This window comes from Modestobacter excelsi (assembly GCF_005930495.1).
Classification (GTDB): Bacteria; Actinomycetota; Actinomycetes; order Mycobacteriales; family Geodermatophilaceae; genus Modestobacter; species Modestobacter excelsi.
This window is the reverse complement of the sequence record NZ_SJEX01000005.1, coordinates 1-26545: the sequence shown is the minus strand read 5'-3', so window position 1 is coordinate 26545 and position 26545 is coordinate 1. Positions and strand designations below refer to the sequence as shown.

The 26545-nt window shown below is 72.0% G+C and carries 29 protein-coding genes and 1 pseudogene; 18 read left to right on the top strand and 12 right to left on the bottom strand.

The genetic code is table 11. The features are described from left to right. Positions 1 to 127 precede the first annotated feature (127 nt). Positions 128 to 1666: a PucR family transcriptional regulator gene (locus tag FHL80_RS03225; protein WP_216870377.1), complete on the top strand. Its 1539-nt coding sequence runs from the start codon at positions 128 to 130 to the stop codon at positions 1664 to 1666. A gap of 180 nt (positions 1667 to 1846) precedes the next feature. After that, entirely contained in the window at positions 1847 to 2611 is a 765-nt protein-coding gene (locus FHL80_RS03220) for a hypothetical protein (protein ID WP_138732021.1), read from the top strand. Positions 2612 to 2896: 285 nt separating this feature from the next. Here FHL80_RS03220 and FHL80_RS03215 read toward each other — a convergent pair whose 3' ends face one another. Continuing rightward, positions 2897 to 3127, bottom strand: a complete 231-nt coding sequence (locus FHL80_RS03215; RefSeq protein ID WP_138732020.1) for a ribbon-helix-helix domain-containing protein — start codon at positions 3125 to 3127, stop codon at positions 2897 to 2899. Between the two features lie 419 nt (positions 3128 to 3546). On the opposite strand from FHL80_RS03215, the gene FHL80_RS03210 reads away from it, so the two are divergent. The 3 genes from FHL80_RS03210 (at position 3547) to FHL80_RS03200 (ending at position 6238) form a co-directional block, all read left to right on the top strand. Beyond that, positions 3547 to 4515 (top strand): ABC transporter substrate-binding protein, encoded by a 969-nt coding sequence (locus FHL80_RS03210; protein ID WP_138732019.1) that lies wholly within the window; start codon positions 3547 to 3549, stop codon positions 4513 to 4515. A gap of 61 nt (positions 4516 to 4576) precedes the next feature. Continuing rightward, a complete protein-coding gene (locus tag FHL80_RS03205; protein WP_138732018.1) occupies positions 4577 to 5443 on the top strand; it encodes an ABC transporter permease in 867 nt (288 codons plus the stop codon). 9 nt (positions 5444 to 5452) lie between these two features. Next, on the top strand, positions 5453 to 6238 hold the full coding sequence (locus tag FHL80_RS03200) for an ABC transporter ATP-binding protein (protein WP_138732017.1): 786 nt from the start codon (positions 5453 to 5455) through the stop codon (positions 6236 to 6238). Positions 6239 to 6251: 13 nt separating this feature from the next. On the opposite strand, the gene FHL80_RS03195 is transcribed toward FHL80_RS03200, so the two are convergent. The 4 genes from FHL80_RS03195 to FHL80_RS03180 all read right to left on the bottom strand — a co-directional run bounded on the left by FHL80_RS03195 (position 6252) and on the right by FHL80_RS03180 (position 10095). Further along, on the bottom strand, positions 6252 to 7709 hold the full coding sequence (locus tag FHL80_RS03195) for a DUF4407 domain-containing protein (protein ID WP_138732016.1): 1458 nt from the start codon (positions 7707 to 7709) through the stop codon (positions 6252 to 6254). Position 7710: 1 nt separating this feature from the next. Next, on the bottom strand, positions 7711 to 8589 hold the full coding sequence (locus tag FHL80_RS03190) for a hypothetical protein (protein ID WP_138732015.1): 879 nt from the start codon (positions 8587 to 8589) through the stop codon (positions 7711 to 7713). A gap of 170 nt (positions 8590 to 8759) precedes the next feature. Continuing rightward, entirely contained in the window at positions 8760 to 9650 is an 891-nt protein-coding gene (locus tag FHL80_RS03185; RefSeq protein ID WP_138732014.1) for an SGNH/GDSL hydrolase family protein, read from the bottom strand. 31 nt (positions 9651 to 9681) lie between these two features. After that, the gene (locus FHL80_RS03180) at positions 9682 to 10095 is read right to left on the bottom strand and encodes a hypothetical protein (protein ID WP_138732013.1); all 414 of its coding nucleotides are present in this window, start codon (positions 10093 to 10095) and stop codon (positions 9682 to 9684) included. Positions 10096 to 10431: 336 nt separating this feature from the next. On the opposite strand from FHL80_RS03180, the gene FHL80_RS03175 reads away from it, so the two are divergent. The 3 genes from FHL80_RS03175 (at position 10432) to FHL80_RS03165 (ending at position 12063) form a co-directional block, all read left to right on the top strand. Beyond that, positions 10432 to 10869 (top strand): hypothetical protein, encoded by a 438-nt coding sequence (locus tag FHL80_RS03175; protein WP_138732012.1) that lies wholly within the window; start codon positions 10432 to 10434, stop codon positions 10867 to 10869. A 156-nt stretch (positions 10870 to 11025) separates the two neighbouring features. Continuing rightward, positions 11026 to 11475 carry a hypothetical protein gene (locus FHL80_RS03170; protein WP_138732011.1) on the top strand — a complete coding sequence of 150 codons (450 nt, stop codon included), beginning with the start codon at positions 11026 to 11028 and terminating at the stop codon, positions 11473 to 11475. A gap of 135 nt (positions 11476 to 11610) precedes the next feature. After that, the gene (locus FHL80_RS03165) at positions 11611 to 12063 is read left to right on the top strand and encodes a hypothetical protein (RefSeq protein WP_138732010.1); all 453 of its coding nucleotides are present in this window, start codon (positions 11611 to 11613) and stop codon (positions 12061 to 12063) included. Positions 12064 to 12381: 318 nt separating this feature from the next. Here the strand turns inward: FHL80_RS03165 and FHL80_RS03160 are convergent, their stop codons facing one another. Then, a complete protein-coding gene (locus tag FHL80_RS03160) occupies positions 12382 to 13341 on the bottom strand; it encodes a GIY-YIG nuclease family protein (protein ID WP_216870376.1) in 960 nt (319 codons plus the stop codon). A gap of 149 nt (positions 13342 to 13490) precedes the next feature. After that, a complete protein-coding gene (locus FHL80_RS03155) occupies positions 13491 to 14504 on the bottom strand; it encodes an LLM class flavin-dependent oxidoreductase (RefSeq protein WP_138732009.1) in 1014 nt (337 codons plus the stop codon). A gap of 145 nt (positions 14505 to 14649) precedes the next feature. Between FHL80_RS03155 and FHL80_RS03150 the strand changes: the two genes are divergently transcribed. The 3 genes from FHL80_RS03150 to FHL80_RS03135 all read left to right on the top strand — a co-directional run bounded on the left by FHL80_RS03150 (position 14650) and on the right by FHL80_RS03135 (position 16226). Next, positions 14650 to 14883 carry a ribbon-helix-helix domain-containing protein gene (locus FHL80_RS03150; protein ID WP_138732008.1) on the top strand — a complete coding sequence of 78 codons (234 nt, stop codon included), beginning with the start codon at positions 14650 to 14652 and terminating at the stop codon, positions 14881 to 14883. A gap of 328 nt (positions 14884 to 15211) precedes the next feature. After that, positions 15212 to 15442, top strand: coding sequence for a hypothetical protein (locus tag FHL80_RS03140; protein ID WP_138732007.1), 231 nt, complete (start codon positions 15212 to 15214; stop codon positions 15440 to 15442). Positions 15443 to 15551: 109 nt separating this feature from the next. Further along, positions 15552 to 16226: an EcsC family protein gene (locus FHL80_RS03135; RefSeq protein WP_138732006.1), complete on the top strand. Its 675-nt coding sequence runs from the start codon at positions 15552 to 15554 to the stop codon at positions 16224 to 16226. Between the two features lies 1 nt (position 16227). Here FHL80_RS03135 and FHL80_RS03130 read toward each other — a convergent pair whose 3' ends face one another. Together FHL80_RS03130 and FHL80_RS03125 are read right to left on the bottom strand one after the other, a co-directional pair. Continuing rightward, positions 16228 to 16527 (bottom strand): nuclear transport factor 2 family protein, encoded by a 300-nt coding sequence (locus tag FHL80_RS03130; protein WP_216870374.1) that lies wholly within the window; start codon positions 16525 to 16527, stop codon positions 16228 to 16230. A gap of 136 nt (positions 16528 to 16663) precedes the next feature. Next, positions 16664 to 16951 (bottom strand): hypothetical protein, encoded by a 288-nt coding sequence (locus tag FHL80_RS03125; protein WP_138732005.1) that lies wholly within the window; start codon positions 16949 to 16951, stop codon positions 16664 to 16666. A 185-nt stretch (positions 16952 to 17136) separates the two neighbouring features. Here FHL80_RS03125 and FHL80_RS03120 point away from each other — a divergent pair, with 185 nt between their 5' ends. Continuing rightward, a complete protein-coding gene (locus tag FHL80_RS03120) occupies positions 17137 to 18384 on the top strand; it encodes a serine hydrolase domain-containing protein (protein WP_138732004.1) in 1248 nt (415 codons plus the stop codon). Positions 18385 to 18477: 93 nt separating this feature from the next. Here FHL80_RS03120 and FHL80_RS03115 read toward each other — a convergent pair whose 3' ends face one another. Continuing rightward, a complete protein-coding gene (locus tag FHL80_RS03115) occupies positions 18478 to 19977 on the bottom strand; it encodes a DUF4407 domain-containing protein (RefSeq protein ID WP_138732003.1) in 1500 nt (499 codons plus the stop codon). Positions 19978 to 20067: 90 nt separating this feature from the next. Beyond that, positions 20068 to 20598, bottom strand: coding sequence for an NUDIX hydrolase family protein (locus FHL80_RS03110; protein WP_138732002.1), 531 nt, complete (start codon positions 20596 to 20598; stop codon positions 20068 to 20070). Positions 20599 to 20700: 102 nt separating this feature from the next. On the opposite strand from FHL80_RS03110, the gene FHL80_RS03105 reads away from it, so the two are divergent. The 5 genes and pseudogenes from FHL80_RS03105 to FHL80_RS03085 all read left to right on the top strand — a co-directional run bounded on the left by FHL80_RS03105 (position 20701) and on the right by FHL80_RS03085 (position 24715). Beyond that, a complete protein-coding gene (locus tag FHL80_RS03105) occupies positions 20701 to 21564 on the top strand; it encodes a dioxygenase family protein (RefSeq protein ID WP_138732001.1) in 864 nt (287 codons plus the stop codon). 211 nt (positions 21565 to 21775) lie between these two features. After that, positions 21776 to 21961 carry a hypothetical protein gene (locus tag FHL80_RS03100; protein WP_246078426.1) on the top strand — a complete coding sequence of 62 codons (186 nt, stop codon included), beginning with the start codon at positions 21776 to 21778 and terminating at the stop codon, positions 21959 to 21961. 101 nt (positions 21962 to 22062) lie between these two features. Further along, positions 22063 to 22392: pseudogene (locus FHL80_RS03095) on the top strand (type II toxin-antitoxin system VapC family toxin); the annotation flags it as partial. Positions 22393 to 22490: 98 nt separating this feature from the next. Continuing rightward, positions 22491 to 23897: an amidase gene (locus tag FHL80_RS03090; protein ID WP_138732000.1), complete on the top strand. Its 1407-nt coding sequence runs from the start codon at positions 22491 to 22493 to the stop codon at positions 23895 to 23897. A 194-nt stretch (positions 23898 to 24091) separates the two neighbouring features. Next, positions 24092 to 24715, top strand: coding sequence for an antibiotic biosynthesis monooxygenase (locus FHL80_RS03085; protein WP_138731999.1), 624 nt, complete (start codon positions 24092 to 24094; stop codon positions 24713 to 24715). Positions 24716 to 24750: 35 nt separating this feature from the next. Here FHL80_RS03085 and FHL80_RS03080 read toward each other — a convergent pair whose 3' ends face one another. Beyond that, on the bottom strand, positions 24751 to 24948 hold the full coding sequence (locus tag FHL80_RS03080; RefSeq protein WP_246078424.1) for an AMP-binding enzyme: 198 nt from the start codon (positions 24946 to 24948) through the stop codon (positions 24751 to 24753). Between the two features lie 247 nt (positions 24949 to 25195). On the opposite strand from FHL80_RS03080, the gene FHL80_RS03075 reads away from it, so the two are divergent. Beyond that, positions 25196 to 26545, top strand: a 1350-nt coding sequence (locus FHL80_RS03075) for a protein kinase domain-containing protein (protein WP_246078423.1), incomplete at its 3' end; no start/stop codon positions are given.

Here is a 26545-nt window from a genome sequence, read left to right as displayed (position 1 = left end):
GCCCTCCCTCCCTGTGGCGACCCCGGCGGTCGGTTGGCGAGGACGCTAGGTCCGCGGTGGGGTCGATCCCAAGAGACGCCGTGTCATTACCTGTGGGTGAACGGTGGACGTTCTGTACGGTGCGCGCGTGCCGTTCACCTTGCGCGACCTGCTGGCGCTGCCGGCGGTGCAGGGCGCCCGCCCCGAGCTGGCCGGGCACCAGGGCGGGCTGGACGAGCGCGTGGTCCGCTGGGTGCACACCAGCGAGATCCAGGACATCGCGCCGCTGCTCAAGGGCGGGGAGGCGCTGCTCACCACCGGGCTCGGGCTGGTCGCGCTGCCGCCGGAAGCGCACCGGGCCTACGCCGCCGCCCTCGCCCGGGTGGGGCTGGCCGCGCTGCTGCTGGAGCTGGGGCGCAGCTTCCCGACCGCGCCGCCCGCGCTGCTCGACGAGGCCGCCCGGGTCGGGTTGCCGGTGGTGCTGCTGCACGGCGTGGTGCCCTTCATCGAGGTGACCGAGGCCGCCCACGCGGCGATCCTCGAGCAAGAGGTCACCGCGCTGCGGGAGGTCGCCGAGCAGCGCAACCGGCTGCTGCAGGCGATGGCCGAGAGCCCGGGCGTCGTGGGGCTCGTCGGCGCCTGCTCCCAACTGAGCGGCCAGCCGGCCGGCCTGGTCACCGCGGACGGCGAGCTGGTCGCGGGATCGGCCGTCCAGGAGCCCGGGGACGGCGTGGACGTCCTGGTCGGCGGCCGGGTCTGGGGCCGGCTCACCCTGCACGGGCCGGCCGGCCCGCGGACCCGGGCCACCGCGGAGGCGGCCGGCCCGCTCCTCGCGCTGGAGGTGCAGCGGTCACCGTCGGGCACCAGCAGCCGCCGGCTGTCCGCCGCCCAGCTGCTCACCGACCTGATGACCGGCCGGTACGCCACCACCGGGGACCTGGCGTCGCGGGCGCTGGGCGTCGGGTTCGTCGTCCGGCCGGGGCACTCCGTCGTCGGCTGCGTGGTGCGGTCGCGGTCCTCCCGCTCGACGCTGCCGGGCTGGCTGCAGACGGTGCAGGAGCGCGCGGCGCGCCACCTCCCCGCCGCGATGGTGGCCGAGCGGGACGGGCACGTGCTGCTGGCCGCGGCGGTGCCCCGGGCGGGCACCCGCCGTGCGCTGGCCGCGCTCACCGCCGACCTCAACACCCGGCTGGGTGCCATGGGCGGCGTGCTGGTGTGCGCCGGGCCGCTGGTGGACGACGTGCCCGCGCTGGCCGGGTCGCTCCAGTCGGCGCTGGACACCTCCGACCTCGCGGTGCGGATGGCCACGGCGTCGGACTTGGTGCTGTCCGAGGACGTCGCGCTCTACCAGCTGCTGCTGACCGTGGTCGACGACGCGGCCCTGGAACGGTTCACCCTGGCGCAGCTCGGCCCGCTGCTGCAGCACGACGCCCGGACCGGCGCCGGCCTGGTGATGACCCTGGACACCCTGTTCGTGGCCGGGATGAGCAAGAGCCGGGCCGCGGACATGCTCGGGATCCGGCGGCAGACGCTGTACGGGCGGGTCGAGCGGATGTCCCAGCTGCTGGGCGGGGTGGACCTGGAGCAGCGCGAGGTCCGCACCGCGCTCGACCTGGCCCTGCTGTGCTGGCGGTTGCGGCTCAACGGCGGCCGGGCCGGGGCCGACGCGGGGACGGCGCAGCGCTGACCGATGCCGTTTCGGCCTGACGTGGTGACCCTGCGTCCACAGCCGCTGCCGCTCGTTCACCACGCGCCGTCGGAAAGGTCCTGACGGGTCTCGGTGGCGGCCGCACCGCTCCCCGCGCGGCCGGTGCGGCCTACCTTCTGCGGTCCTGCACCGGAGCAGGGCCGCAGACGGGGAGTGGTCATGGACAAGCGTGTCCTCAGTACGGCAACGATCAGCGCCGCGGTGTTCGCTGCGCTGCTCACGGGCTGCTCGTCCGACGAGGACACGAGCCAGGCCGCCGGCGCATCCGGCACACCGTCGTCCTCGGACACCCCGGCGACCACCAGCGCCGCGGCGGCGGCGACCCCCACGGGTCCGCCACCCACCCCCGGTCAGGTCGTCCTCTCCGACGAGATGGACGACGACCGGAACGGCTGGGGCACGGGCCCCGGGGTGACCTTCGAGGCCGGCGAGTACGTCGTGGCGATGACGCCCCCCGCCGGGCTCGCCGGATGGCCGGACGCCCTGCTTGCGTCTCCGCCGAAGTCCGTGGTCGTGACCGCGACCGTGAGCGCTCCCGAGGGCTCGGCGCTCGTCGGCGTCACCTGCAACAACGTCATGGACGGGCAGGGCGGTGGCGAGTTCTACTCACTCAGCATCGGCAGTGACGTGATGCTGATCAGCCGGACGTCGAGCGGGGACCGCACGCCCGACAAGGGCCAGATCCTGGCCACGACCGAGACCGGCGTCGACCTCACCACGCCCCACCAGGTGCAGGCAGCCTGTGTCCCCACGTCGGAGACGATGGAGCTGTGGCTCAGCGTGGACGGCGAGCCCACCCTGTCGGCGGTCGACGACGACCCGCTCGGCGAGGGCCCTCCCGGCGTCCAGCTCGTCGGCATCGGGGGCAACGGCGCGTCCTTCCAGGCGAGGATGACCAGCTACTCGGTCGCCGAGCCCGCGTGACGCCTCATCAGCAGGACCAGATCACCACCAACGGCTCGCAGAGCCGGTCAGCGCACCGTGACGGCGCTCCGCAGGGCACCCCACGTCGAGAGCGAGAGGGAGCCGGCTTCCGCCTGACGCGCGATGCGGGCGGGCACCGGACGGCGCCCTCGTGCTCGTCAGCCGGCGACGCCCGCCGAGCGGTTCACGGCTCGCCGATGTTCTCGTTCCACAGCCCGGGCTCGCGGGCGATGACTGCTCCATCAGCCCGATGCACTCGGGGTCGTCCAGCACCACGACGTCCACTCACCGCGGCGCATCGATCACGCCGTCGCCCGCTGTGACGTCCCACGTCGACTGCTCGCCGGAGACCTCCCACTCCTCACACGCCGCGGCGTAGTCCTGCTCGAGCTCAGCTCGCCGGAGCAGCCGGAGCGCGTGCTGGATCACGGCGGACCGCCCCTTCAGACCGGCGGCGCGGGCAAACTCGTCCAGGAGAGCCACATCGTCGTCGGACAAGCTGACGCTCACCCTCATGCCGCGATGCTGCCGTCGGGAACACTGCGGTAGCAACGCCTCCGCACCCGGAACACGGCAGCCGTGTGCCCACTGCGAGACGTCATGTGCCTGGAGCGGCCTGGGCCCGCCACCGCCGATGACGCTTGCTGCGCAGTGATCGAGTCGATCGTCCGCGAACGTGACGGCGTCGACTGCAGCCTGCACGTCGGCGACGGACGCACCACTGCCCCGCTGCTCCCTCGGCGCAACTGGCCGCCTGCGTGATCGTGCTCTGCTGCCGTGGTGGCAGCAGAGCACGAGCGTGCCGAGACCCGTCAGGTCACGCGAAGGTCACTTCACGGACTCGTTACAGCCCGGACACGGATGACGCCTCGACGGCCCGTTGAGTGCGGGCCGACAGCGCACCCCCGCGCTGCCGCCGCCTCTGAGGAGACCCGTTGAGCCCCTCTGCCGTCCGCCGCGCGCTCGCCGGCACCGCCGTCGCCGCGACCGTCCTCTCCTTGGCCGCCTGCGGCTCCGACTCCGCCGAGGCGTCGGGCAGCAGCGGGGAGACGCAGACGGTCACCGTCGGCACGCTGCGCGGTCAGCCGCACTTCTACGCGCCGTTCCTCTACGAGAACCACGCGGTCGACGGGGTCGAGTTCGAGGTCGTCACGCTCGACAGCACCCCGGCGCTGACCGACGCGGTCTCCTCCGGCACCGTCGACTTCGCCATCACCGGCATCACCGCAACCATCTCCGGCATCTCGCAGGACCGTGACCTGCGGATCGTCGCCTCGGCCGCGGACGGCGGCTCCGGGTTCATCGGCGGGGACGACATCGACACCGTCGCCGACCTGGTCGGCAAGAAGGTCGGCTACATCCAGGGCAGCGCCCCCGAGGTGGCGATGCGGCTGATCCTGGCCGAGAACGACGTCGACCCGAGCAGCCTCGAGCTGGTCGCCGTCCCGCCGCCGGAGATGGCCTCGGCCTTCACCAGCGGCTCCGTCGACGCCTTCTTCGGCACCGAGATCGCCGTCTCCCTCGCCACTGCCGCCGGCGGCCACCCGATCACCGACCCCTACGACACCCCGATCGGCAAGGTGAACATCGGCCTGGTCACGACCGGGTCGCTGGTCGAGGACGACCCCGAGCTGGTGCAGAAGGTCGTCGACACGCACGCCGCGACCACCGCCTACATGACCGACAACATCGACGAGTGGCTCCCGGAGATGGTCCAGGAGTTCGGCGGCGACCAGGCCGTGCTGGAGTCGGCGCTGGAGAACTTCTGGCTGCGCGCCGACCTGAGCGAGGAGTACCAGGGCCAGGTCGAGGCGCTCGCCACCGCCATGGTCGACCTGGGCCTGATCGACACCGCCCCGACCGCGGACGAGCTCGTCGACGCCTCCTTCGCACCCGAGACCTGATCTCCGAGGGGCGCCGGTGCGATCCGCGCCGGCGCCCCTCCCCTGCCGGGAGGAACACCGCATGACCACCGCCACCGTTCCCGTCGCAGCCGCGGCCCCCACCGTTCCGGCGCCGCCGGTGCGCCGACGGCGCGGCCGGCTGCGCACCGTCCTGCTCGGCCTGCCCGTCCCGCTGCTGTTCCTGCTGCTGTGGCACGTCGGCCGGGAGAACGCCTGGGAGCTGCCCTTCGGCATCCGGATGGGCTTCCTCCCCTACCCCGCCGACGTCGCCCGCGGCCTGGCGAACTACGCGATCGGCACCCGGGACGACGCCTTCAGCAACCTGCTCTGGGAGGACCTGCCGGCCAGCGCGCTGCGGGTCCTGTCCGGGTTTGCGCTGGCCACGGCGGTCGCCGTCCCGCTCGGCGTGCTGATGGGCCGCTTCGTCACCGCCAACGCCCTGTTCGACCCGATGATCAACCTCTTCCGGCCGATCCCGGCGACGGCCTGGGTGCCGCTGGTCGCGCTGCTCATCGGCTACGGCGACCAAGCCTCGATCTTCCTGATCACCCTGTCCGCCTTCTTCCCGATCGTGCTCGGCACGATCAGCGGCGCGCGGCAGGTGCCCGAGCGGCTGCTGGAGGCCGCCCGGATGCTCGGCACCTCCGGCGTCGGCACGCTGCTGCGGGTGGTGCTGCCGGCCGCGGCACCCGCGATCGTCAACGGGATGCGGGTGGGCCTCGGCCTGTCCTGGGTGATCCTCGTGCTGAGCGAGAGCACCGGCGTCCCGACCGGCCTGGGCTCGACGATCTTCCTGGCCCGCGACGTCGTCCAGACCGACCAGATCGTCGTCGGGATGATCTGCATCGCCGTCGCCGGCTTCCTCTCCGACCGGCTGCTGATGCTGGTGTTCCGTGTCCTGTTCCGCGACCGCCCGCTGATCAAGTAGGAGCCTGACATGGAACAGCTGACTGCAGGCCGCACGGCCGACGTCCGGATCGCCGGGCTGACCAAGACCTACGCCGGCGCCGTCACCGCGATGGCCGACGTCGACCTGACCATCGCCTCGGGCGAGTTCGTCGCCGTTGTCGGCGCCAGCGGCTGCGGCAAGAGCACCCTGCTGCGCATCCTGGCCGGCTTCGAGCAGCCCTCCAGTGGCGCCGTCGAGGTGGGCGGGACGCCGGTCACCGGGCCCGGCCCCGACCGGGGCGTCGTCTTCCAGGACTACGGGCTGTTCCCCTGGCTGTCCGTGCGGGAGAACGTCGCGTACGGCCCGGCCCGCAAGAAGCTGCCGAAGGCGGAGGTCGCGGCGATCACCGAGCGGTTCATCACCGCCGTCGGGTTGACCCGGTTCGCCGCCACGTACCCCGCGCAGCTCTCCGGCGGGATGCAGCAGCGGGTCGCGATCGCCCGGGTGCTCGCCAACGACCCGTCGCTGCTGCTCATGGACGAGCCGTTCGGCGCGCTGGACGCGCTGACCCGCTCCGACCTGCAGGCCGAGCTCAAGCGCATCCACGTCGACACCCGGACGACGGTCGTCTTCGTGACGCACTCGATCGAGGAGGCGGTGTTCCTGGCCGACCGGGTGGTGGTGATGACCGGCGGCGCCGCGCACGGCGTACCCGGGCACATCAGCCGGATCGTGCCCGTCGAGCTCGCCGACCGGGACGTCACCTCACCGGCGTTCAATGAGGTCAAGCGGGAGATCGCCGAACTCGTGCACAGGGTGCCCACACCGGTCTGACCTCGGCAACCGGTCAGGCCATCCCGGCGACGCCGGTGTACCCGGCCGGACCCAGTTCGGGCTCGCGGTAGAACGCCTCCAGCTCGGCGTCGGACGCGAAGGGAGCCTCGCCGGCGGCTTGCGGCGTCCGCCCGAGCTGCTCGTCCCGCCACTGGCGCACGCCGGCGTGGGTGACGGCCAGCTGCGCGTCCAGGACCATCCCCGTCGCCCGGGACTCCGCCTCCAACGTCCTGGCCGCCCGCGCCTCCGCCGCAGCCAGCGCCGATCGGGCCAGCGTCTCGGCTTCCTCGTACTCGGTCTGCATGCGCAGCCGGACGCGGGTCTCGGCCTTCTCCTCGTCGAGAGCGACGAGTCGCTCGTACAGGGACGGCGGACCGAGCGCGAGCATCGTCTTGAAGATGATGGGCAGGCACTCCAGCGCCGTCATGAAGGCGAACAGCAGCCAGTGCGCCGTCGCCAAGGACGGGTTGTCGTGCTGGATCCGACCGAGAGCGGTCAGCCGGGCCAGGATGCCGTCGCCCTGACCGACTGCCGCCCGGTGGGCTGCGATCTCAGCGTCCTTGGCCGCTTGGGTGTCAGCGATCTGTGTCTGCAGAGCAGCCAGCTGCACCTGCTGGTCGGCGGACTTCTTGTCGTCCTCAGCCTGCAGTTGTTGCTTCACCTGGAACTTCAAGGGGTCCAGCTGCGCCTCAAGCGCCTTCACCTCCCGCTCCAGTCGGTCGCGTTCTGCCCTCTTGTCTTCGGACGCCTGACCAGTGCCAGGAACCCCAGTGCCGCACGTGCCGTCCTTCTCACAGAGGTAGGCCGCTGCGGCGGCGTTGTACTGCGCGGTGACCTCATCTAGCCGTTGCTGCAGGTCCACGACGGCCGGGTCGTTCATCACGTCGGCGTCCGTGACCCCGTCCGCGAGGTCGGCTTGCAGGTCGAGGACCTGCTGCTGCAGAGCCGGCAGCTGCTGGTACCGGCTGTCCGTCGCCAACTGCTCGTTGAAGGCGTCCTCCTCCTCGGCCGCCATGACCTTCACCTCGGTGCTGATCTCGGCGCTGAAGATGGCGAGCGTGAGGGGCGTCGAGATGACGGCGCCGATGAGGACGGCGAGCAACACGCGTGGCAGCGCCATGCCCAGCGTGCCGAGCTTGGTGGTCAGCCGCGGCGACGAGACGATCAGCCAGCGGTCCAGGTTGAGGATGATCAGCCCCCACGCTGCGCCGGCGAGGACGGCGAACGGCACAGCGAGGTGCAGCGCCAGGTGGAACGCGTAGCCCGCCGACACGGCCGCGATGGCGGCGGTCGAGACGAGCACCGCGCCCATGGCGACCTGCTTGGTCCGCTCCTTGGGGGCATCCCGCAGGACGTCCCGGTTGGCACCCGAGATCGTCAGGAGCTGCTCAGCGACGGCACGCCGGTTGAGCTTCCCCACTGTCGCCCCGATGGCCGAGCTCGTGCCCTTCAGCACATGTCGAACGCTCATCTCAGCTGTCCCCCGTCGTCCGGTGCGCTCGTCGCAACCTGGTGATCACCGGCTCGGGAACACCCACGAGCCGTGCGGGCGCGTGCAGCTGCGGCCGGAGCCCCTCCTGCGTCGCCCAGAAGTCGTCCAGCCGCTGCGTGATGGGCGTCGCCGTGCCCACCGTCGCCGCGACGTCCGAGCGCAAGGACACCGGTGGTGGGGCGGAGACCGTCGGCAGGTCCACCTGCGGTACCGCCATCGCCACCACCGTTGCCGTGGCAACTGGCGTCGTGGCGCGACGATTGCGACCGACGACCTCCACCCGGCGGCTGTGATCGATCGTCACCAGCGCCTCACCGCAGGGCGGCTGCCCGGCGCGTCCGTCGACGACGACGTCGAGCGCGTTCTCGAAGCACCACGTCACGCTCACGCTGGAGCCGGGACGGACGATCGTGTGACTCACCGACAGCGCCCGCAGCACGGGCGTCTGCTCGGCCGGCACCTCCGCGTCCAGGGTCACCCCGTGCCGGCAGGTGGCGGATGTCGGGCTGGCCGGGCCATCCTCGGCCGGTTTACCGGCCTGCCGCTGTGCATCTTCTTCGCGCCAGTCCCTGATCCACCGGTCGGTCCACGGCAGCGCGGGCGGCAGCGGGGACGACGATCGTCGAGGACGACGGGCCATCGGCAGTCCCGCGCGCGACCGCAGCCATGCGGCCAGCAGCAACATCAGGAAGGACCAGAGCAGCGCGGCGCTGACATCCCGCAGGAAGCCCGCGACCCGATCCGCCTCGAGGTGCCCGCTCCAGGTGGTGTTGTCGTTCAGCGCGATGAAGCTGATGACCGCCATGAGCAGCGCCCAGATGACGACCAGCGGATCGCGGTGCAGCGGATGGCGGAACATGTTCTCCCTCGGGTGACGGGCGACGAACCCGCTTCCTGGCAACTCGTGCAGACCAGGCGTGTGTCATCGGCCCGAGGTCCTCGACACTTGCTATCAGCAACAACTACCTACCGTTCCGCTGATCACCCGAACGTGCCGCACCCGTCCGGGTGGTCACGCGAGCGACGAGGTCAGCCGTTGACGGCGGACATCACGGCGTCGGTGAGCAGGCGCTGCCCGTCCTCGCTCGGGTGCACGTCGCCCGGCAGAACCAGCCCGGCGGCGATCGAGCTCCCGCCGGCGGCCTCGGCCTCGGGCTCGAACGCGGCGAAGGCGTCCGCCACCTCGGCGTCGGCCGTCGCCGCGGCGTTGGTGAGCGCCGTGTTGAGCAGCTGGGTGCCCGTCGTCGTCGTGGCGTCGGCGTAGTCCAGCGAGTAGTAGGTGACGACGACGATCGTGCCGTCGTAGCCGGCGCCGTTGCGCAGCGCGTCGAGCACCGTGGCGACGTTCTTCCCGACCGTGTCGACGACGCCGGCCAGCTCGGTGGTGCACCGGTCCGGGGTGGTCGCCTGACAGCGGAACGCGTCGTTGGCGCCGATCTGCAGGGTCACCAGCTCGACGTCGTCCCGGGCCTCGAGCGTCTGCACCGCGTAGTCCAGCTGCGACTGCTGCGCCGACGCGTAGTCGACGTGCAGCGGGTAGACGGTGCGGAACCCGGCCGGCAGGGCCGGTGTGTTCTCGCAGCCGTTGCTCGGGGCCGTCGCGTCGAGGAAGCTCGCCGTCGTCTCGCCGGGGCAGGCCGCGTTGAGGACGTCGAGGCCCAGCTCGTCGCCGACGGCGTCGGGATAGCCGGAGAAGTTGGCGGCGTCCTGGTACTCGGTGTTCGCCTCGCCGCCGCGGTACCCGAAGGGCACCGAGTCACCGAGCGCGAGGTAGGTACCGCCCTCGGTCGAGGACGAACTGGCCGGTGACCCCGATGACCCCGATGCGGCGTCGTCACCGGAGCTGCAGGAGACGACGGCGAGCACGGCGGCCGCAGCGAGAGCCAGCACGGCGGACCGCCGGACGGACGAGAACGGCACTGTCCGGTACCCCGTCGGCGGGTTGGAGGTCTCAGCTCAGGTGGGGCCGGACCAGTGGACGGCCGGGTGTGCGGACGGGCGCGCAACGCAGCACCGTGCGGTGGTGCTCCTGGACCACGACGATGGTGCCGCCGCGGGCCGCCCCGGACAGCGCCTCGAACACCGCCGGCTCCAGCAGGGTGGCTTCACAGCGGCCGTGCACACCGGACTCGTCGACGGCCTGGCTGACCTGTGCCTCCAGCCCGGCACGGACCAGCGCGCGCTCGACGTCGTCGGCTCGCGCGTTGACGACGGCGCAGGCGAGGACGGTGCCCTCATGGCGAGCGGCGTCGCGCAGTGCCCGCACGAGGTCCGCCGAGGTCTCCGCCGTCCCGTCCAGCGCGACGATGAGCCGGGCGTGCGCACGCCGAGGGGGCCTGCTCCCGACCAGCTCCGCTGATGTCATGCGCACACCCTGCGGGGTCGATCGGTGACGCGGAAGAGACCGAACCGGATCCGAAACCATCAAGTTCAGCTATAGGCGCGTCTGTCGACGCAAAGCGACGACACCCTCACTCGAAGGCATGCGGTCCGTCCATGGGCGTCGGCATGCGCCAGGCAGCGAGCCCGCCGGTCCGCCGGTCCGCCGAGTGGAGTCGGTAGGACGAGTCAGCTCCTTGAGCCCAACCGAGATCTGGCCTTGTCCAAGCACCCTGTCGAATTTCGGCACTACTGCAGCCCGGAATCCCGCTGGTCGCGTCATAGCGTCGCCGTGCACAGCACACTCACACTGGGGGATCTCTTGAAGCGTCACACCAGCATCGCGATCGTCCTGGCCGCCGGCCTACCGCTCCTCGCCGGCTGTGGAGGGGACGACGAGGCCATCGCCAGTCCGGCGACCGTCACCGTGACGAGTCAGGCCCCGGCTCCCGCCGCTGTCCCGACGACCGCCTCACCGACGTCCGCGCAGGCGCCGGTCGCAACCGCCACCACACCGGCCGGGGTCGACTTCCCGATGCCCGACATGACGGGGCAGGTGCTGCAGGACGCCCAGGACGCGATGCAGAGCCTCGGGGTCATGTTCAGCACGTCGCACGACGCCCTGGGCAGCCGCATGCAGGTCCTGGACCGCGACTGGCAGGTCTGCGACCAGAGCGTCCCGGCCGGCCAGCAGGTCACCGGCAACGCCGAGGGACAGATCGACTTCGGGGTGGTCAAGCTCTCCGAGACCTGTCCCTGACGCCCTCACCATCCATGCCGCGCGGTCAGCAGGGTCCGTGTCTCAGCGATACGTGAGCACCGCGGCCTGTGCCGACCTGGCCTAGCGATCTTTGCCGAACCATCCACGAAGTGCCCCGAGTCGCTGGCGACGCGGGGATCCCCCACGAGGAGCACTGTGATCGTCGTCCGTCGTGCAGGAGCGCTGGCGCTGGTCGCCGCAGCCATCGCAGTCTGGTTGCTCATGGCACCGGACAAGCCGGTCATGCCTGAGGTGCAGGTCCAGGATTCAGTGACCGACCGCAGCAGTGCGATCAGCCAGGCTCTCTCCGACTACGAGTTGAACGAGAACAGGGCTCAGGGCGCGCCGCAACAAACCGTCGTCAACGGCTGGGTGACCAAGGACCTGCTCGAGATCCTGGCCAGGCAGCAGAACGAAGCGCTCACCCGGGACGCCGTCTCGACCCCCGTCACTCCGATCGTCCCGAACGACGAGCGGATCCCTGCCCTCCTCGGGCTGCTGGTGCTCGGGGCGGGCTTGGCACTGCTCACGACGCCTCGAGCGCGGCGGACGACGACCGCTCCCGTCGAGGCTCGCGGCGACACCCTCCTGCCCACCAACGCCTGACCTGTCACGGCCCGCTCGTCTTCTCGGGCGAGCGGGCCGCCGGGCAGCGGCCAGCGTCCGGGCGAGCGTTGGGCAGGGGTGCTGACCTGTGGACAACGACGGCGAGCAATGCCCGACCTCTGCCACGGTTGGGACATGACGACGGCACACTCCGCTCCGAGCATCCCGGTGACCGACGACGTCGAGCTCACCCAGCGGTGGGCCGACCTGCTGACGCCCGGCCCGCTCGAGGGCCACACGCTGTGGCTGGCCTGGCTGCGCCCCGACGGCACCATGGTGCCCACCCTTGTCCCGATCGACGAAGTGCCCGAACACGGGACGCTGACCCTCGTCAGCGGGCTCCTTGCGCTGCACGATGCCGTCGCCGAGTCCGAACGCTGCGACCCCGACGACCTGCACCTCACCCTGACCTTGGAACGCCCCGGGCAGCTGGCGGAGGACCCGACCGAGAGGGACGAGGAGTGGTTGGACCTGCTCGACGAAGCCGTCACGCCGATGCTGGACCAGGGGTGCAGCTTCCACGTCTTCGACGGCCGGTCGGTGCAGCAGCTGATCTCCCGACGCGTGTGGCCGCAGCGGCGGGGGTGATTAGCCGGCGCTCGGCCAGTAGGAGCCGCTGGGCCGTGTCAGGTCGACTCAGCCTTCGGGTGCCCAGCCGAGCGCGGGGCCGAGGTTCCCGGCCATGTCGGTGAGGATCTGCACGTAGTCCTCGTGCTCGAAGCTGAGCGGCAGCGCGAAACCACCCTGGGAGCCGGCCTGGACGTAGACCGCTTGGCGACCGCTCCGACATCCTGATCAGGTCGAGGGCGAGCATCACCGGGTTCAGCCCCTGACGCGATGTCTCCGGCACACCAGTCGGTCCGAACCTGCCTGCGTAAGGTTCGGCCACTCTTACACTGAACGGAACTAGTGGCTCCGCTCGTTGATCTCCAATTCCGCCGCTGCCAACTGGGCCTCTTGCCAGACGGCGTAGCTCTGCCCGGTCCGCTCGGCAGACCAAAGAAGTCGACCGTTGGCGTTGCGACCCAAGACCACGGCGGCCGCGGCGCTCGGGCTGGCGAACACGTAGTCCCGGGCGAAGCGCATCGTCAGATTGTTCGCGCTGGGGATCAGTACACCGTCTGACTCAAGGCGTTGCCTGAGCTTCTGATAGCTGCCCGGGGTTCCGCCCCAGCAAAGGCGGGCCAACGAGCCAGCTCGGACGGTGAACTCACCGTCAACTTCCTGTGCCGTTGCGTGGGCACCCGCCCGCGTGGGCCCGAGCTGAAAAACGGGTGAGCGCGGTATCGGAAGGTCCTCTCGTGGAGCGGGCGACTCTGACTGTCCAGGCCGCGGTGCGGCCTTCGTAGCCGACTGCCAGGCACGGAGCGTATTGACGCCGAGCACCGGCAAGACAATTTTCGCCTGACTGACGAAGTACTCCATGTCCGAGCGATCTGCCTCGGGCAACGCGACTGGCTCGGGGGCCGTGCCGTTGTGCAGACGCGAACGGCCAGCCGACGTGGCGATGGCGATGAACCGCGCCTCCAAGTACCGCGCATGGGCTTTGGTGAGGTTCGCGTCCTTACTGGTCAGCACCACGGCCCGTGACCAGAAGTCTTTCGAGTCGTCCCTGGCGTGCTGAGACAGTCGTTTGCCGACATCGTCTCCCTCACCGATGTAAACAAGGTCGCGACCAGGAGAATCGGGGTCATCACCGATCAACAGATAGACGCCGGTGCGCCTTGCTTCAGGCCGCTTGAGCAGCTCCGCCAGGTCCGACCGCGGTGCGGCGATCACTGACCCGGTCCAGTTCATGATCTCCGCGGTGAGCAGCCCGCCCGGGGTGCCGTCTGCCAAGAAAAGCCTGATCTGCTTACCACTCACGACGCCTCCCTCACCAATGCACCCGCTCCATCACCCGGCGCTGAACGCCCAGTGCCCGCCTCTCGCTTGAGCTTCGGCCGTAGTGAGGCCTCAGGTGTTCAACGGGTGCTGGGTCGACGAAATCAAGTCCAAGTTGACGACGACGGCGCCTACCGGGACGGGTGCCACCCGAGGGCGGGGCCGAGGTGCTGCGCCATGTCGGTGAGGATCTGCACGTAGTCCTCGTGCTCGAAGCTGAACGGCAGCGCGAACACCACCTCGGCCACCTCGCGGAAGCCGGCATGGGCGTACAGCTGCTCGGCGATCTCCTCCGACGTCCCGATCAGGTCGACCGCGAACATCATCCGCGCCGGGCCCTGCGGCGTCGTCGTCCGCGGCGTCCGGGCGTCGACGTACGCCTGGTACCTCTCCACCTGCTCAGAAGAGGCCGAGTCCGTCGGGATCACCACCAGCCCCTGCGACACCCGGCCCGTCGGGTTGGCTGCCGTGAATGCCTGCACCTGGCTCGCCTGCTCGCTCGCGAAATCGGCAGAGGACTCGGCCCTGATCACGCTCGAGGTCAGGAAGTTCATCCCCTGCTCCCCCGCCCACTGCGCCGACCTCAGCGACGCCCCGCCGTACCAGAGCCGGTCGGCCAGCCCGGGCGAGTGCGGCTGCACCCGGTCCGACCACTCCTCGACCACACCCTCCTTGCCGCGGAACGACGACGCCGGCTCCCCCGCGATCAGCCGCCGCAGCCGCGCCACCCGCTCGTAGGAGAAGTCCTCGACGTCCGCGGTGTCCGGGTACAGCGCGGCCTTGACGTCGTCCCAGTGCATCGGCTGTCCGACGCTTACCCCCGGGTTCAGCCGGCCACCGGACAGCACGTCGACCGTCGCCAGGTCCTCGGCCAGCCGCAGCGGGTTCTCCCACGCCAGCGGGGTCACCGCCGTCCCCAGCGAGATCCGCGACGTCCGCTGCGTCGCCGCGGCCAAGACGGCGACCGGTGAGCTGATCCCGTACTGCAGGTGCCGGTGGCGCAGCCACGCGCTGTCGAAGCCCAGCCGCTCCCCCAGCTCGATCACCTGCAGCGTCGACTCGTGACCCGGCCCGGGGTCGTCCCCGTCGAACAGCCCGATCGTCAGGAAACCCAGCTTCTCCAGCGGCACCCCAGGCAGCGGCATGTGCTGATCATCCAGCGGGGAGCCAGGTCGGTTGCATCCGGCCTGGATGTCGTCGCCCTCCGTCCGCGAAGCTGACAGGAGCCGCACCGTCGATGAGACCTGCGCGGGGTACCACTCCTGAATCCCACTGCAGGACCATGCACGAGTGAGCACGCAGATCGCCGTCCGCCTGCCGGAAGAACTCGTCCGCTTCATCGATCAGCTCGTGGCCGACGGGCGAGCGTCCTCCCGCGCTGCGGCGGTCAGCCAGGCCCTTCAACGCGAGCGCCGCCGGGAGTTGGCTGCCCGGGATGCCACCATCCTGGGGGCTGGACCGAGCGACGACCTGGACGGGCTGGCCGAGCACGTCGTCGCGATGCCGCCGGACGACGTCGACTGATGCGGCCGATCCACCTGGCCCCCTTGGACGAGACACGCCCGGTCCTCGTGCTGACCAGGGAGCTCGTCCGGCCGCACCTGAGCCGGGCGACCGTCGCCTCGATCACCAGCACGATCCGGGGACTGTCCACCGAAGTGCGCGTCGAACGGGCTCGACCTCGACGATCTTCCGCCACTGCGCTGATCCTGGCCGCCGACGGGGGCACGGCGAAGTCGCGCGGGACCGTGGCCCACTGACCGGAGTGACGCATGGGGCAGGTGGGATGCGCCGGATCGACCCGGCCACCGTTCCCGGCGATTCCACGGCTCTCCCTGCCGAAACCGGGACTGTGAAGACTCGGAAGAGGTCGCGCGACGTCGTCCCCCCCGACGATGGTGGTCTGGAGACCTGGCTCCAGGACCTGGTGGACGGCGAGACGACGGCCCGCCGGCTGCGCAAGCGGCTGGACGAGGCCGGGGAGCGGCCCGGGGCAACCTGCGAGGTCTGCGACGGCGCCGCCACCGGCAAGGTCTACTTCGGCCTCGAGGGCCACCTGCACGGGCGCCGCGTCACCGCCTGACTGCTTCCAACTCTGACCCGGGCAGGTGAGTGACGCTCGCCGCCGGGTCCAAGCCGACGGACTGCTTGCCGGGCAGACGCTCAACACGACGACACACGGGGTGACCGAGATGACCAGCGTGACCGACCATCACGAGTCAGTGGGCGGAGACGGGCCCGACGGGCTCGCAGGCAATGACACCGCTGTCACCAAGCTCGTCGACAAGGTCCTCGCCGCTGGCGTTGACGGCATCGGACCGCTCCAAGGCGCCCGCGAGGTGGCCGAGCAGCACCGAACACAGCACGTCGACGTCGAGGTCGCCATCCAGCGACTGATCTCCACGCACACCCGGCTCGTCGCGGCGAGCGGCTTCGCCACCGGGCTCGGCGGGGTGTTCGCGCTCCCGGTGTCGATCCCCGCCGACATCGCGGTCCTCTACTCGCTGTCGGCGCGCTGCGTCGCCGGCGTTGCCCACCTCCGCGGCTACGACGTCGACTCGCATGAGGTCAGGAGCGTTGTCCTGCTGACGCTGCTGGGAGCCGGCGGGGCCAGCATCGCCGCCGAGGTGGGCGCGCAATTGGGGACGAAGGCGGCCATGGCGGCGCTGAAGCAGCTGCCCGGCAAGGTGCTCATCGAGATCAACAAGAAGGTCGGTTTCCGCCTCTTCACGAAGTTCGGCACGAAGGGCGTCATCAACCTCGGCCGAGCGGTTCCCCTGGCCGGCGGTGGAGTGGGAGCCGCGGTCAACGTCGCCGCGATGCGCTCGGCCGGCAAGTACGCCAAGCGGAACTTCCCGAAGACCTGAGCTAGCCCGTCTTCTCCAGGGTGCACCGCACCGTCTGCACCCGGATGCTGTCGTCCACGAAGACGAACGTGTCCACACCGTCGGTCACCCGGCTGGACGTGCCGACTGCCGACCACTCGATGAACAGGACGTCGCCCTCGAAGACCTGTGTGGGCACGTCCCAGGTCGCGTCGGGCAGGTCGGCGAGCATCCCCTTGACCCACCCCCGGACGCCGTCCCGGTCGCGGAAGACCTCGGCCGGGGTGATGAGGACCGCGTCCTCGGCGTAGTCGGCGACGAGATCGTCGACGTCACCGGCCATCAACGCGCTCGCGTGGTGGGCGAGATCTCCTGCGGGGTGCGGGTCACGGCTGCCTCCCGGGGGCGGACGGCGGAGGTGCCGTCGCCGGGCAATCTGGTCCGCCGACGACCCCCGGGGAACCAGTCCGATCCGCCGGTCAGCCGAGGCCGTGGTGTGCGGCCCACAGCTCCCCGGCGCGGCCGGCGGCCTCGGACACGAGCGCCGCCAGCTCCGGCCGGTCGGGCACCCGGAACGAGACGTACGTGCCGCGGCCACCGGCGGTCGGCCTGCCGTAGGCCATGGCCGCGAGGTGCCCGTCGGGCAGCAGCCGGACGTTGAGCGTGGTCAGTTGGAACTCCTCGCCGCGCCGGGTGTCCGTCCAGCGCAGCGCCTCCGGGATCGTCACGTTGATCGCCAGGGCAGTCACCTCCACCGGCCTGCTCATGCAGTCAGCGTGGCACCGCTTCGCCGCAGCTGGGACGTCGTGCTGACCGGAGCCGGCACTGCCAAGGCGTAGGGACGCGCCGTCTGCGCGTGCACACCGCAATTCCCAGCCACCACGGGTCGCTCCGCCTGCGGAACGGTGGGCCACTCGCTCGACACCTTCGATGTTCCCGGGTGGAGCCTCCGATGACCGAACACCGAGCACCTCACCTGATCCCCCGAGCCGCGCTGACCCGCGCCCTCGTCGTCATGCTGCTCGTGCTCGCGGGCCTCGTGGCTCCGATCGCGGGGAACGTGCCCGCGCACGCCGCGCCGTCCGGTCAGAAGGGCGACGATGTCGCCGCGCAGCTCCGCGCCGACCTGGACGCGTACCTGCGCGACCGCGGCGCGGCGGAGCACGTCTCGGCCGCCGGCCTGAGCGTCAGCCTGCCCGGCCGCCGGTCGACGATCGACGTGAGCGCCGGGACCACGACCTTCGGCGGCTCCGTGCCGGTGCGGCCGGATGCCGTCTGGCAGATCGGCAGCAACACCAAGGCGTTCACCGCCGTGCTGCTGCTGCAGCTGGAGGCGCAGCACCGGCTGTCCATCGACGACACGCTCGGGACGTGGCTGCCGCAGTACCCGCAGTGGCGGGACGTGACCATCCGGCGGCTGCTGAACATGACCAGCGGCATCCCGACCTACGACGACCAGCCGGCCTGGTACGCCGACTACGCCGCCGACCCACACACCTACTTCTCCCAGGAGCGGCTGGTCGGCTACGTGCTCGACGCTCCGGCGACGTCGGGCTACAGCTACTCGAACACGAACTACGTCCTCGCCGAGATGATCATCGAGAAGGTGACCGGGCACAGCTACTCCGACCAGCTGTACCGCCGCCTCATCGAGCCGCTGGGCCTGCGCGACCTGCACTACCGCCCCGACGTCTACCCGGCCTGGGTGACCGACCGCGAACCCGCCGGCTACTTCTTCAACCACGACTTCCCGCTGACCCAGCTGTTGGGCCGGGACGTCAGCCGGGACACGCTGTCCTGGGCGCGCTCTGCCGGGGCGATCATCAGCACCACCAGCGACATGACCCGCTGGGAACGCGCGCTCTACGGTGGCCGGCTGCTCCCGTCCCAGCAGCAGGCCGAGCTGGAGAGCCTCGTCTCGACCACGACCGGCCAGCCCATCGACAGCACGTCGGCGACCGACCCCCAGGGGTTCGGTCTGGGGATCGCCGAGCTCCACAATCCGGAACTCGGCTCGTTCTGGTTCTACGAGGGCGAGACCCTCGGATTCCGCGCCGTGCACGCCTACTTCCCGGACTCCGGACTGGGCATCGCCTTCACCCTGAACAGCGCCGTCGAGAATGCCCATGACGAGGTCGGGCCGCTGATGCAGACGCTGTACGAGACGCTGGACGCAGCAGGGTTGATCCCGGAGAGCTGACCGACCGGCGAACGAGCCCGCGCCGTCCCGAACGCCGACTGGCCCCGATCCCGGCGAGTTGCCGGGGTCGGGGCCAGTACGGGTCGGGTGGGGTCAGCGCTCGCGGGACTCCACCGGGGTGAACAGCTCCGCGGCCGGGCGCGGCGCCGGCAGCGGCCACGGGCGGACGGCGGACGGGGCGGTCATCAGCGCCTCGAGCTCACCGGTGTCCAGCGTGGGCTCGGCGACCCCGGTCGCCGAGGGGACCGGGCGGTCGGTGCGGGTCGCGTTGCGCAGGATCCGGGCGAACCGGCCGCGGCGTGCCTGCCGGCGGGCCTCCCGGCGCTCGGCCTCCTCGCGGGCGGCGATCTCCCGGTCCAGGATCTCCCGGGCCATCCGGTCGGTCTCAGCGGCGACCACCAGGTCGGCGCGGGCCTGCACCGCGCGCTGGCGTCCGTCCCGGCGGATCTTCTCCGCCTCGACGTCCTCCTCGTCGCGCAGCTTCTCCAGCACCTCGTAGGCGTTGGGCTCACCGAAGTTGAGCAGCGTCTTCATCAGCACCGGCAGCAGCTCGACGGACAGGAAGAGCAGGAAGAGCATCACGTGCGCGGTGCCGGCGGCCGGCCGGTCCTCGGCCAGCCGGTCCATCGCCTCGAGCCGGGCGAGCAGCCCGTCGGCCTGGGAGTTCTGCGCGGCGAACGCGTCCTGCTCGGCGGTGCGCAGCGCGGTCAGCCGGGCCAGCTCGGCCTGGTCGGTGGCCAGGTCGGCCTGCGCCATCGCGACGCTGCGGGCGCCGTTGCTGGCGGCGTCCGCGCCGGCCGTCGTCCGGGCGTCGACGAGCGCAGCGTCGGCGGCGTCCAGTTCGGCCTTGGCGGCGTCCCGGACGGTGGCCTGCTGCGCGGCCGCCGCGGCGGCGGAGACGTAGGCGTCGCCCTCGCCGGGCCTACCCGAGCCGCAGGTGCCGTCGAGCTCACACTGGGCCTTGGCCTGCAGCTGGCCGTAGCTCGCCAGTGCGGCGTCGTAGGCCTGCTGCTTGGCGTCCCGGTCGGCCTGCGCGGCGGTCACCCGCGGATCGGCGTTCGAGTCGGTCTGCCCGCCGCCGGCCAGCACGGCCTGCTCGGTGGCGATCCTCTGCTGCAGGTCGGGGATCTGCGCATACCGGGCGTCGGCGTCCAGCTCGGCGGTGAACTGGTCGGCCGCCTCGGCCTGCAGCGTCACGATCGTCGCGTCGATCTCCTTGTTGAACACCTGCAGCGTCAGCGGCATCGAGATCACCGTGCCGAGCAGGACGCCCAGCGCGATCCGCGGCACCGCCATCGCGACGTTGCGGAAGACGGATGCGTCGTGGCCCATGCCGACCAGCAGCATCCGGTCCAGGTTGACGATCACCAGGCCCCAGCCGAGGCCGATCACGCTGGCGAGCAGCCACGGCGCACCGAGGGCCATGTGCACGGCGAAGGCCGCCGACACGGCCGCCAGCCCCCCCGTGCTGAGCAGGACACCACCGAGCGCCACGTACTTGGCGCGGGAGCCCGGGGCGACCGTGAGCACGTCCAGCCGTGCTCCGGCGAGCACGGCCAGGCGGTCACCGACGGAACTGTTGCGGGCCCTCATGCAGACGACGTCCTCTCCCAGGGTTGTTCAGACCCGGTATCGGTCGGCCGACCGCGGATCGGTACCCCCTGGGGACGGCGTCGCCCTCGGTCAGACGCCGAGGTGCGCCAGGGCCTGCAGCAGCAGCGTGCTCTGGCCGTTGGCGAGCTCGGCGAGCACCGCCGGGTCCCGGACGTCGTCCGGGGCGAACCAGGTCAGCTCCAGTGCGTCCTGCTGCGGCGCGCAGTCGCCCCCGACCGGGACCACGTAGGCCAGCGAGACAGCGTGCTGCCGGGGGTCGTGGAACGGCGTCACGCCCGGGGTCGGGAAGTACTCGGCGATGGTGAACGGCTGCGGCGCCGACGGGACCCGGGGCAGCGCCAGCGGGCCGAGGTCCTTCTCCAGGTGCCGGAGCAGCGCCGAGCGGACCCGCTCGTGGTACAGCACCCGCCCGGACACCAGTGCCCGCTTGACCTGCCCGTCCTGCCCGATGCGCAGCAGCAGACCGACCGCGGTGACGACGCCGTGGTCGTCCACCCGCACCGGGACGGCGTCGACGTAGAGGATCGGCAACCGCTCCCGGGCGGCGTCCATCTCCTCGCGGGAGAGCCAGCCGGCATCGGAGTGCGTCACCTCGGTCATGCCCACTGTCTAGCCGACGGCAGCCGGACTCTCCTGACGGCGGGGCGTGGCACTCCTCACGCTGGTACTTGAACCTTCAAACAAAAGGCGTATGGTCGCGGCATGGCCCAGCACCCGTTCACCACGCACCTGCAGCGGCACGCCGAGCTGGAGGCGTCCGCGCCGCAGCAGGTGTGGACGCCGGAGGACGGCGCGCTGCCGAGCCTGTACCTCAGCCACGGCGCCCCGCCGACCTTCGAGAACGCCGCCTGGATGACCGAGCTGCACACCTGGGCCCGGGCGCTGCCCAAGCCGCGGGCCATCCTGATCGTCAGCGCGCACTGGGAGTCCGCGCCGCTGTCGATCAGCAGCACCCAGGCCGGCACCGAGCTGGTCTACGACTTCGGCGGCTTCGCGCCGATGTACTACCGGATGCGGTACGACACCCCGTCGGCCGCGGACCTAGCCCAGCTGGTCATGTCGGTGCTGCCGGACGGCGAGGAGCTGCACGAGCACCGGAGCCGCGGCCTCGACCACGGCGCGTGGGTGCCGCTGAAGGTCATGTACCCCGACGCCGACGTCCCGGTGCTCCAGCTGTCGATGCCGACCCACGACGCCTCGACGCTGCTCGGCCTCGGTGCGCGGCTGCGGACCCTGCGCGAGCACGGCGTGCTGGTCATCGGCAGCGGGTTCATGACCCACGGGCTGCCGTTCCTGACCCGGGAGATGTTCACCGGCACCGTCGTCCCCGAGTGGTCGCGCGACTTCGACGCCTGGGCCGCCGACGCGCTCGCCCGCGGGGACGTCGACGAGCTCGCCCGCTTCCGCTCGGCCGCCCCGGGCATGCCCTACGCCCACCCGACGGTCGAGCACTTCACGCCGCTGTTCGTCACCCTGGGCGCGGCCACCGACCCGGAGGCGCCGGTCGCCACCGCGATCAACGGCTACTCAATGGGCCTGTCCAAGCGCTCCTTCCAGGCCGCCTGAGCTCCGTCTCGCCGAAGGCGCGCCTTCAGCGCTGGAGCGCGTGGCGACCTCGAACGACCGACCGAGCGATCGGGACGACGATCACCACAGGTGGCTACTCTGTATCCCTGAGAAGTGGCGACATCTGAGGAGCTGGTCGTGCGCGCCATCGGGATCAAGGAGCTGCGCGACGGGCTGAGCCGACACCTCGCCGCCGTCCGGGCCGGTGCGTGTGGTGACCGTCACCGATCACGGGCATCCGATCGCACGCATCGTGCCGGTCAACGCGCCCACCGTCCTCGAGGAGCTGGTCGCAGAGGGCGTGGTCCGTCCTGCAGCACAGCCGGTCCGCTCTCGACCGGTGCCCGTTCAGGCCACGGGCCCGGTGACCGAGCTCGTCGCCGAAGACCGGGGATGATCGCCTACTTCGACACGTCGGCGGTCATCCCGCTCCTGGTGGACGACGAACCGGGCGGACCCGTCTGTCGGCGTACCTGAGACTCCGCGGCCACACTCGTCACGACCAGGCTGACCTACGTCGAAGCCGCCGCGGCGTTGGCCCGCGCGGCTTGGCTGGGCCGCCTGGGACGTCCGGAGCACGACGCGAGCCTCGCGGGTCTCGACCAGCTGTGGCTGCAGTTCGACCTCTTCGACATCGACGATCAGCTGGTCGACTCAGCAGCTCAACTGGCCCGCCGGCACGCGCTCCGCGGGTTCGACGCCGTCCACTGCGCTGCCGCCGCCCGCCTCGCCGACCCGACGACCGTCGCCTTGTCCGGGGATCACGCCCTCGTCACTGCCTGGTCGGCCGAGGGCCTGGCGACGATCGACACCTCCTCCACCTCCTGACCGGAAGGGCCCCATGCCCTCCCCGGCGCTCGGCGCCTGGGACCGCCGGATGTCCTCGCGCCGAGGGCGACCCTCCGGCTGCTGGTCAGGGTCCGGCCATGTCGCCGTCCGACCCGCTCGTCCGGGCCGTCGCCGCCCTCACCGGGCTGAGCACGGACGACGTCCTCGCCGATCCCCGCTGGGCCGACCTCGCGCCAGCACACCCCCGGCTGGCCGACCTCGTCGCGGCGCTGCAGCAGGCCATCGCGGACGGCGGGCGGAGCGCGCAGCCGGCGAACCTCACCCTGCTCGCCGCCTACGAGGGTCTGGAGCGGCTCGGTCGTCCGCTGCGCGCGGTGGTCCAGGTGCTGCCGGCCCCACCCCGCGCTCCCGAGGGCCCGCTGCTCGGCACCCCGGTCGCGGTCAAGGACATGATCGACGTCGCCGGGTCCGTCCGCGGCGACGGCAACCCCCGCGCGATGGGCGGCTCCCCCGCCGCCCGGGACGCCCCGGTCGTCGCCCGGCTGCGCGCCGCGGCCGCCGACGTCGTCGCGACCACGTCGCTGCTCGAGTACGCAGCCGGCGCGCCGCACCCGGACCTGCCCGAGGCGCTCAACCCGGTCCGGCCCGATCGCACCGCGGGCGGGTCGAGCGGCGGGTCGGCCGCGCTCGTCGGCGCGGGCGTCGTCCCGGCCGCGCTCGGCACCGACACCGGCGGGTCGATCCGGCTGCCGGCGCACTACTGCGGCGTGGTCGGGATCAAGCCGACCTCCGGGCTCGTGCCGGTCGACGGTGTCACCCCGCTGTCGCCGACCCTGGACCACGTCGGCGTGCTGGCCGCGACCATCCGGGACACCGCCCGGGTGCTCGCGGTGATCGCCGACCGGCCGGAGCTGGCGACCGCGGCCGACGACCCGGCGCCGGTGCACGGGCTGCGGATCGGCGTCCTCATCGGTCAGCTCGCGCACCCCGCGCTGGAGCCGGAGCTCGCCAAGCGCACCGGCGCGCTGCTCGACCGGCTCGCCGAGGCGGGCGCGGAACTCATCGACGTCCGGGACGACGTGCTGACCGAGCTCGGCGACCTGCTGGTGCCGGTCCTGCTGCCCGAGGCCTGGGCGGTGCACGGCGAGCGGGTGAGCACCGAGCCCGACTGGTACGGCCCGGAGACGCTGCGGCTGTTCGAAGCCGCCCGGGACGCGGACCCCGCCGCCCGGGACCGCGCACTGGCCCGCCGCGCCGAGCTGCTGCCCGCCGCCGAGGCGCTGCTCGACGGAGTCGACGTGCTGCTCGGGCCGGCCGCGCCCTACGTCGCGCCGGCGACGACACCCCCGATCGACACCCCCGAGGGCGAGGTGGAGGGGCTGTTCACCGGCCCGTTCAACGTCACCGGTCAGCCCGCCGTGGCGCTGCCGGCCGGACGCACGGACGACGGCCTGCCGTTCGCCGTCCAGCTCATCGGCCGGACCGGCGCCGACGCCGCCCTGCTCACCGCCTGCGCCCGAATCGAACGCCTCCTCACCGCCTGACTCCCCACCGTCCGCGACGTCCCCGCACCGCCGACGGCGAGCAGTGCGGCGGCGGGTGCACGGGGGTGTGCGGAGGGTCCGCACGCGCCGTCGTCCGGTCCCGGCACGCCGCGCGGCCCGGCCGGACGGCGTCCCGCGAGGACAGTTCGACCTGCGGCGATGCCGCAGGGGCATCGCCAGGGAGGAGCGCTGGCATGTACGCCAGGACCACCACCGTGCGCGGCGACCCACGAGCCGTCGACGAGGGCATCGAGTACGCGCGGGACGCCGTCTGGCCGATGCTGCAGCACATGAGCGGCTGCGTCGGGATGTCGATGCTCGCCGACCGGGAAGCGGGCCGGTGCATCATCACCGCCGCGTGGGCGACCGAGGAGGCGATGCAGGCCAGCGCGGCCAGCGTCCGGGACTCCCGGAGCAAGGCCGCCGAGGTGCTGCGGGCCGACACGGTCGACGTCCAGGAGTGGGAGATCGCCGCGCTGCACCGGGTGCACCCGGCCGGCCCGGACGCCTGCGCCCGGGTGATCTGGACCGAGGGCGACCGGGAATCGCTGGACAGCATGGTCGACGCGTTCCGGATGACCCTGCTGCCGCGGATGGAGGAGCTGCCCGGCTTCTGCAGCGTCAGCCTGATGATCGACCGGATGACCGGACGGGCCTCGGCCGCGGTCACCTACGAGAGCCGGGACGCGCTGATGCGCTCCCGCCAGATGGGCGCGGCGATGCGCGAGGACTTCGCCACCGCGATGGGCGCCCGGATCACCGAGGTCGCCGAGTTCGACCTGGCCCTCGCGCACCTGCGCGTGCCCGAGATGGCCTGACCCACCTCCGCCGGCCCCGCCTCTGCGGGCCGGCCTCACGCCCTGAGCAGCTGGGCGCGGATCTCCGGCTCGACCACCTTGCCCACCTCCGACCGCGGCAGGTCGTCCCAGACCAGGACCTCCTTCGGCGCCTCGACCCCGCCGATCCACGCCTTCACGAAGGCGCGCAGCTCGGCGGGGTCGACGGCGGCCGCCTGCCGCACCTGGACGACGGCGACCACCCGCTCGCCCACTTCAGGTCCGGAGTTCTCGCACGGCGTCCTGCACTGCTGCTTCCGCGACGAGGTCGACCTGATCACCTACTGCGTGCGGGAGTACAACGCGCAGTGCGTCACCCGGTCCGCCGGAGGCGCGCCGTCGGCGGACCCGCCGCGGGGCGTCGCCTTTTGCGTGGTGCCAGGTGCTGTGCCCGCCGCCCCGGGATGGGATGGTGGACCCCGCCGCCCACCAGGGCGAGGTCGACCAGCGGGGGGAGCTCAGTTGGAACCGAACGGCCGACTCCTCGGCGGGCGCTACGAACTGACCGCGCTCATCGCCACGGGTGGCATGGGGCAGGTGTGGCAGGGCCGCGACACCGTGCTCAACCGGGACGTCGCGGTGAAGGTGCTCCGCGACGAGTACACCGGCGACCCGACCTTCCTGGCCCGCTTCCGCGCCGAGGCGCAGCTGGCGGCCGGCCTGGTCCACCCCAACATCGCCACGCTGTTCGACTACGGCGAGGTCGCCCCCGCCGACCCGCGGGGTGAGCACCTGGCCTACCTGGTGATGGAGCTGGTGCGCGGCGAGTCGCTGTCCGCGCTGCTCCGCCGCCAGCGCCGGCTGCCGCCCGAGCGCACGCTCGCCATCCTCCGGCAGAGCGCCGCGGGGCTGGCCGCCGCGCACGCGGCCGGCGTGGTGCACCGCGACGTCAAGCCGGGCAACGTGCTGCTCGGCAACGACGGCGCGGTGAAGATCACCGACTTCGGCGTCGCCGTCTCCGCCGCCAGCGTGCCGCTCACCCGGACCGGCCAGGTCATCGGCACCGCCCACTACCTCTCCCCCGAGCAGGCCCAGGGGCACCGCGCGACCGCGGCCAGCGACGTCTACGCCCTCGGGGTGGTCGGCTACGAGTGCCTCTCCGGGCACCGCGCCTTCGACGCGGAGAGCTCGGTGCAGGTCGCGCTCATGCACATCCGGGACAACCCCGAGCCGCTGCCGGACGACGTCCCCACCCCGGTGCGCGCGCTGATCGAGACGGCGATGGTCAAGGACCCGGCCGACCGGTTCGCCGACGGCGCCGCCTTCCGGGACGCGATCGACCAGGTCATGGCCGGCCGGGCGTTCGGCCGCCCGGTCGCCTCCGCCGGCCCCGCCGCCACCACCGTGATGCCCGCGGTGGTGCCGGCGACCGCGGAGTTCCCGGCCACCCAGCCCCGGGGAGCCTGGACCGCGGAGCCCGCCCAGTACTGGAGCCCGGAGCCGGCGGAGGAGCAGCGCGAGGACCGGCGCCGGCGGCGCCTGCTCGTCCCGCTGCTCGCGCTGCTCGTCGTCGCGGCGGTCGCCCTCGGCGGGTGGCAGATGCTCACGAGCGGCGGCGGGGGCGGCGACGCGACGGCGTCCGGCGCGACCACCACGCCGACCAGCAGCGCCCCGTCCTCCAGCGCGCCCGCGCAGCCCACCGTGCAGCTGGTCGACCTCACCTCCTCCGACTACGTGGGTCGCCCGGTGGGTGACGTGCAGGCGGAGCTGACCGGCCGCGGGCTGGTCGTCACCCTCAGCGCCCAGGAGACCAGCGACGTCGCCGACGGGCTGGTCACCGCGGTCACCCCGGACGGCCCGCTCACCCCCAAC

Excerpts from the sequence above, each read along its gene's own strand:
- FHL80_RS03220 (WP_138732021.1), top strand. The coding sequence starts at position 1,847 with ATGGACAAGCGTGTCCTCAGTACGGCAACGATCAGCGCCGCGGTGTTC.
- FHL80_RS03215 (WP_138732020.1), bottom strand. The coding sequence starts at position 3,127 with ATGAGGGTGAGCGTCAGCTTGTCCGACGACGATGTGGCTCTCCTGGAC.
- FHL80_RS03205 (WP_138732018.1), top strand. The coding sequence starts at position 4,577 with ATGACCACCGCCACCGTTCCCGTCGCAGCCGCGGCCCCCACCGTTCCG.
- FHL80_RS03200 (WP_138732017.1), top strand. The coding sequence starts at position 5,453 with ATGGAACAGCTGACTGCAGGCCGCACGGCCGACGTCCGGATCGCCGGG.
- FHL80_RS03195 (WP_138732016.1), bottom strand. The coding sequence starts at position 7,709 with ATGAGCGTTCGACATGTGCTGAAGGGCACGAGCTCGGCCATCGGGGCG.
- FHL80_RS03190 (WP_138732015.1), bottom strand. The coding sequence starts at position 8,589 with ATGTTCCGCCATCCGCTGCACCGCGATCCGCTGGTCGTCATCTGGGCG.
- FHL80_RS03180 (WP_138732013.1), bottom strand. The coding sequence starts at position 10,095 with ATGACATCAGCGGAGCTGGTCGGGAGCAGGCCCCCTCGGCGTGCGCAC.
- FHL80_RS03165 (WP_138732010.1), top strand. The coding sequence starts at position 11,611 with ATGACGACGGCACACTCCGCTCCGAGCATCCCGGTGACCGACGACGTC.
- FHL80_RS03155 (WP_138732009.1), bottom strand. The coding sequence starts at position 14,504 with ATGCCGCTGCCTGGGGTGCCGCTGGAGAAGCTGGGTTTCCTGACGATC.
- FHL80_RS03135 (WP_138732006.1), top strand. The coding sequence starts at position 15,552 with ATGACCAGCGTGACCGACCATCACGAGTCAGTGGGCGGAGACGGGCCC.
- FHL80_RS03130 (WP_216870374.1), bottom strand. The coding sequence starts at position 16,527 with ATGGCCGGTGACGTCGACGATCTCGTCGCCGACTACGCCGAGGACGCG.
- FHL80_RS03125 (WP_138732005.1), bottom strand. The coding sequence starts at position 16,951 with ATGAGCAGGCCGGTGGAGGTGACTGCCCTGGCGATCAACGTGACGATC.
- FHL80_RS03120 (WP_138732004.1), top strand. The coding sequence starts at position 17,137 with ATGACCGAACACCGAGCACCTCACCTGATCCCCCGAGCCGCGCTGACC.
- FHL80_RS03115 (WP_138732003.1), bottom strand. The coding sequence starts at position 19,977 with ATGAGGGCCCGCAACAGTTCCGTCGGTGACCGCCTGGCCGTGCTCGCC.
- FHL80_RS03110 (WP_138732002.1), bottom strand. The coding sequence starts at position 20,598 with ATGACCGAGGTGACGCACTCCGATGCCGGCTGGCTCTCCCGCGAGGAG.
- FHL80_RS03105 (WP_138732001.1), top strand. The coding sequence starts at position 20,701 with ATGGCCCAGCACCCGTTCACCACGCACCTGCAGCGGCACGCCGAGCTG.
- FHL80_RS03090 (WP_138732000.1), top strand. The coding sequence starts at position 22,491 with ATGTCGCCGTCCGACCCGCTCGTCCGGGCCGTCGCCGCCCTCACCGGG.
- FHL80_RS03085 (WP_138731999.1), top strand. The coding sequence starts at position 24,092 with ATGTACGCCAGGACCACCACCGTGCGCGGCGACCCACGAGCCGTCGAC.